The organism is Streptomyces silaceus (assembly GCF_001419745.1).
Classification (GTDB): domain Bacteria; phylum Actinomycetota; class Actinomycetes; order Streptomycetales; family Streptomycetaceae; genus Streptomyces; species Streptomyces silaceus.
Genome location: NZ_LIRJ01000263.1, coordinates 17,905 through 22,646, shown reverse-complemented (window position 1 = coordinate 22,646; position 4,742 = coordinate 17,905). Strand labels below are relative to the sequence as shown.

Genomic DNA, 4,742 nt, shown 5'->3' with positions numbered 1-4,742 from the left:
GTCCCCGCCCCGGATCCATCTCGATCCGAGATTTCTGTGGGTGACAACCGCCTGTGGTCCGCGGCTTCTTCCCGGGGTCGAATGAACCCCGGCACGCGGCACGGACAAGGGAGCGGTGGACATGGTGGATCCGAACGCGCTGGTCGTCAGGGGCGAGGACGCCGAGCGCGTACCCCTCCCGCACGGCGGCGGCTTCCGGCTCCTCGCCGACGCGAGCGGCACGGGCGGCGCGCTCGGCGCGAACACCCTGGCCCTCGGCGAGGGCGCCGACGGCGCCCGCCCGCACTTCCACGCGGTCTCGCACGAACTCTTCTACGTCACCGAGGGCGCCGTCGACTTCCTGCTCGACGGCGACCCGGTGACCGTGGGGGAGGGCGGCCTGGTCGTCGTCCCGCCGCGCATGCCGCACGCGTTCGGCGCCGCGCCCGGCACCACGGCCGAACTGCTCGCGGTCCTCACCCCGGGCGTCGAGCGCTTCGGCTACTTCCGCGCGCTCGGCCGGATCCAGCACGGCCTGGAGCCCTTCGACGGCCTGCTGCCCGAGCAGGACCGCTACGACGTCCACTTCGTCCCCACGGCGGGGCCCTGGCGGTGAGTCTCCCCGATGAGCGGCGACGCTTCGGTCCGCGCCGAAACGTCGCCCCCTTACCGTCGGGTCATGACACTTCGGTACGAGGAGTTCCGCGACCTGCACCGCGCCGGTGCGCCCCTGCTGCTTCCCAACGCCTGGGACCACGCCTCGGCCGCCGCGCTCGCCGCCGCCGGGTTCCGCGCGGTCGGCACGACCAGTCTGGGCGTCGCCGCCGCGGCGGGCCTGCCCGACGGCACGGGCGCCGCCCGCGCCGAGACCCTCCGCCTCGCCCACGGCCTGACCCGCCTCGACGCGCTCGTCAGCGTCGACGTCGAGGGCGGCTTCAGCGACCGCCCCGAGGAAGTCGCCGTGCTGGTAGCCGAGTTGGCCGACGCGGGCGCCGTCGGCGTCAACATCGAGGACGGGCGCCCGGACGGCACACTGCGGGACCTCGGCCACCAGTGCGAGATCCTCCACGCCGTGTGCGAGGCGGTGTCCGGCCGGCTCTTCGTCAACGCGCGCACGGACACGTACTGGCTGCCGGGCGACGACGGCCGCGCCGCCCGGACCGAGGACCGCCTCGCCGCGTACGAACAGGCCGGTGCGGACGGCCTGTTCGTGCCGGGACTGCGGGATCTGCGCGCCGTCGCCGCGCTCACCGCCGGGCTCGACGCCCCGCTCAACGTCCTCCACGCGCCCGACGGGCCCGCCCTGCCGGACCTCGCCGAGGCGGGCGTGCGGCGGGTCAGCTGCGGCTCGCTCCTCTTCCGCGCGGCGCTCGGAGCGGCGGTGGCGGCGGCCACGGCGGTGGCGGACGGCCTGCCATCGCGCACGCCGGACGTCCCCTCGTACGCGGAGACGCAGGCGCTGTCAGAGGCGTTCGCCTAGAGTCGCGGCGGGGGTCACGCGGGCGGTCAGTCGTCAGTAGCGGCGCGGAGTCCGCCGACGAAGGCGGACCAGGCTCCGGCGCCGAGGACCAGGGCGGGGCCCTGGGGATTCTTGCTGTCCCGCACGGGGACGACGCCGGGGACTCCGTCTGCGACCTCGACGCAGTTGTCGCTGTCGCCGCTGCTGTAGCTGCTCTTCCGCCAGCGGGCGTTGCTCAGGTCGTACTCGCGCATCGTCTGTAGTCCTCCGCCACCGAGTCGATCAGGGCCAGGGACGCCTCTGATGGCAGCGAGGCGGCCCTGAGCAGATCGTAGGACTCTTGGACGCGCCTCACCACTGCTGGATCGTCCAGCAGCGTCGATGAATACACGCCCTCTGTATAAACAGTTGGTGGGGCGTCCTCGAACTCCATGAGCTTCATCATCTTGCCCATCTTCGTGTGCGCCCCGACTGCGAACGGGAGGACCTGAACCAGCAGGTGCTGCTCCCGCGCCATCGCGCTGAGGTGGTTCAGTTGGTCGGCCATGACGGCGGGGCCACCGACCGGCACGCACAGGGCGGTCTCGTGCAGGATCAACCAGTACACGGGGCGAGTCGCACCCTTGAGCAGGGGAGCGCGGTCCATGCGGGCCCTGAGCAGTTCCTCGATGCGTTCGTCCGTGGCGAAGGGATCGCTTGCGACGAAGAGTGCACGGGCGTAGTCGGGGGTTTGGAGCAGACCTGGTACCAACGTTGGCTCGAACTCGCAAAGCTTGGTCGCCAGCCGCTCAAGTTCTGCCACATGCGCGAAATACTCCTCATACGGCTGTTCTTTGATGAGCTTGCGCCAGAGTCGCTCGAAAAAACCTCCGGTTTGTAGCGCCTCGTCGATACGTTGAGCCACATCCAACTGTGGACGTCGAATTGCCTGTTCGAACTGTCCGACGTATCCCCCCGAAACGAAAACCCGCACCCCCAAGGCCGACTGACTCAGCCCCGCGTCCTCGCGCCTTCGTTTCAGCTCCGCGCCGAAGAACTCCCAGGCCGCCTGCCTCGAACCATGTGAACCATTGGCCATGGCCAACCGCCTTCCGCAGCCCCGCAGTTGTAGAGGACAGACTCCTGCCGAGTGTAGGCGCAAGCCGTCATCGTGGTGGCGGGAAGAGTGAAATCCGACAGGAAAGGGGAGCCACGTGACGACCGGAGAAAGGCCCCATGCGGTGGCCTGCGTGGAGCACGCGGAGGAAACAGTGGACGAATTGCGCACCGCACTGGCACGTGCGGGAATTACGCTGCCGTCATTGCGGATCGACCCCGTCGCCCTCGCGAGGGAGGCGCCATGCCCGCGCGTCGAATTGGGGGGATGTTCCGTCGATCAGGCGGCCCGGCTGGCCGCCGCCCTGAGGAGGGAGCCATGAACCATCCCGTGCACCTCCCCGTCGGCTCGTACGTCGTGGACACCCGCAACGGCCGCGTCGGCAGGGTCATGGGCCACGAGGGCCCCTACGTCCAGCTCCGCCCCTACGGCGGAGGCAGGGAGTGGGACTGCGCCCCCGAGGCCGTCCGGACGGCGACCAGTGCGGAGCGGCTGCGCGCGGCGACGGCGTACGCGAACGCGCGCAGCCGGGGCGAGGTCCCCTGAGAGCGGGGGCCCCTGAGGTGAACCCGGGCCCGGCCACCCCGTGGCGTGCGCGAGAATGGGGCCATGAGTCTGTTCCGCGACGACGGCATCGTGCTGCGCACCCAGAAGCTGGGTGAGGCGGACCGGATCATCACCCTGCTCACCCGCGGTCACGGCCGTGTGCGGGCCGTGGCCCGCGGGGTGCGGCGGACCAAGTCCAAGTTCGGGGCCCGCCTCGAACCGTTCTCCCACGTCGACGTGCAGTTCTTCGCGCGGGGGAGCGAACTGATCGGCCGCGGACTGCCGTTGTGCACGCAGAGTGAGACGATCGCTCCGTACGGTGGCGGAATCGTCACCGACTACGCCCGGTACACCGCCGGGACGGCCATGCTGGAGACCGCCGAGCGGTTCACCGACCACGAGGGCGAGCCCGCCGTGCAGCAGTATCTGCTGCTGGTGGGCGCGCTCCGGGTGCTCTCGCGCGGTGAGCACGAGCCCCACCTCGTCCTCGACGCCTTCCTGCTGCGCTCCCTGGCCGTGAACGGCTACGCGCCGAGTTTCACCGACTGCGCGAAGTGCGGGATGCCCGGACCGAACCGGTTCTTCTCGGTCGCGGCGGGCGGATCGATTTGCGCCGACTGCCGGGTGCCGGGCAGCGTCGTGCCGTCGGCGGAGGCGCTCACCCTGCTCGGGGCGCTGCTCACGGGCGACTGGGAGACGGCGGACGCCTGCGAGGCGCGGCATGCCAGGGAGGGCAGCGGGCTGGTTTCGGCCTATCTGCACTGGCACTTGGAGCGCGGACTGCGTTCACTGCGGTACGTAGAGAAGAACTGAAACCAGCTAGGAGAGAGCCCCCCATGGCACGACGCGGAATCCTCGGACGGAACCGCCGCGAGTACGCGACGCCCGAACCGCACCCCTCGGGCGCGCAGCCGCCGAAGATCCCCGGCGAGCTGGTGCCCAAGCACGTCGCGATCGTCATGGACGGGAACGGCCGGTGGGCGAAGGAGCGCGGGCTGCCGCGCACCGAGGGGCACAAGGTCGGCGCCGAGCGCGTCCTCGACGTGCTCCAGGGCGGCATCGAGATGGGCGTCGGCGCGATCTCGCTGTACGCGTTCTCCACCGAGAACTGGAAGCGCTCGCCGGACGAGGTGAAGTTCCTGATGAACTTCAACCGCGACTTCATCCGCAAGACCCGTGACCAGCTCGACGAGCTCGGCATCCGGGTGCGCTGGGTGGGCCGCATGCCCAAGCTGTGGAAGTCGGTCGCCAAGGAGCTGGAGATCTCCCAGGAGCAGACGAAGGGCAACGACAAACTGACCCTGTACTTCTGCATGAACTACGGCGGCCGTGCCGAGATCGCGGACGCCGCTCAGGCGCTCGCCGAGGACGTGAAGGCGGGCCGGCTCGACCCGTCCAAGGTCAGCGAGAAGACCTTCGCGAAGTACCTGTACTACCCGGACATGCCGGACGTGGACCTGTTCCTGCGCCCCAGCGGCGAGCAGCGCACGTCCAACTACCTGCTGTGGCAGAGCGCCTACGCCGAGATGGTCTTCCAGGACGTGCTGTGGCCGGACTTCGACCGCCGCGACCTGTGGCGGGCCTGCCTGGAGTACGCCTCGCGCGACCGCCGCTTCGGCGGGGCGATCCCGAACGAGCTGCAGATCGCCAAGAGCTGAGCCC

The 4,742-nt window shown here is 70.3% G+C and carries 7 protein-coding genes; 5 read left to right on the top strand and 2 right to left on the bottom strand.

Features of this window, described 5'->3' with window-relative positions; all coding sequences use genetic code 11:
• Positions 1-121: 121 nt before the first annotated feature.
• Positions 122-595 carry a cupin domain-containing protein gene (locus tag AOK22_RS23855; protein ID WP_055700759.1) on the top strand — a complete coding sequence of 158 codons (474 nt, stop codon included), beginning with the start codon at positions 122-124 and terminating at the stop codon, positions 593-595.
• A 63-nt stretch (positions 596-658) separates the two neighbouring features.
• Positions 659-1,459: an isocitrate lyase/PEP mutase family protein gene (locus AOK22_RS23850; protein ID WP_055700757.1), complete on the top strand. Its 801-nt coding sequence runs from the start codon at positions 659-661 to the stop codon at positions 1,457-1,459.
• 26 nt (positions 1,460-1,485) lie between these two features.
• Here the strand turns inward: AOK22_RS23850 and AOK22_RS23845 are convergent, their stop codons facing one another.
• Together AOK22_RS23845 and AOK22_RS23840 are read right to left on the bottom strand one after the other, a co-directional pair.
• Positions 1,486-1,692 (bottom strand): DUF397 domain-containing protein, encoded by a 207-nt coding sequence (locus tag AOK22_RS23845; RefSeq protein WP_055700756.1) that lies wholly within the window; start codon positions 1,690-1,692, stop codon positions 1,486-1,488.
• On the bottom strand, positions 1,674-2,516 hold the full coding sequence (locus tag AOK22_RS23840) for a helix-turn-helix domain-containing protein (RefSeq protein ID WP_055700755.1): 843 nt from the start codon (positions 2,514-2,516) through the stop codon (positions 1,674-1,676). The genes AOK22_RS23845 and AOK22_RS23840 overlap by 19 nt, the downstream gene beginning before the upstream one ends.
• 348 nt (positions 2,517-2,864) lie before the next feature.
• On the opposite strand from AOK22_RS23840, the gene AOK22_RS23835 reads away from it, so the two are divergent.
• The 3 genes from AOK22_RS23835 (at position 2,865) to AOK22_RS23825 (ending at position 4,738) form a co-directional block, all read left to right on the top strand.
• Entirely contained in the window at positions 2,865-3,080 is a 216-nt protein-coding gene (locus AOK22_RS23835) for a hypothetical protein (RefSeq protein WP_107102014.1), read from the top strand.
• A 63-nt stretch (positions 3,081-3,143) separates the two neighbouring features.
• Positions 3,144-3,893, top strand: a complete 750-nt coding sequence (recO, locus tag AOK22_RS23830) for a DNA repair protein RecO (RefSeq protein WP_055700753.1) — start codon at positions 3,144-3,146, stop codon at positions 3,891-3,893.
• Between the two features lie 23 nt (positions 3,894-3,916).
• On the top strand, positions 3,917-4,738 hold the full coding sequence (locus AOK22_RS23825) for an isoprenyl transferase (RefSeq protein WP_055700752.1): 822 nt from the start codon (positions 3,917-3,919) through the stop codon (positions 4,736-4,738).
• The last annotated feature ends 4 nt before the right edge of the window (positions 4,739-4,742 follow it).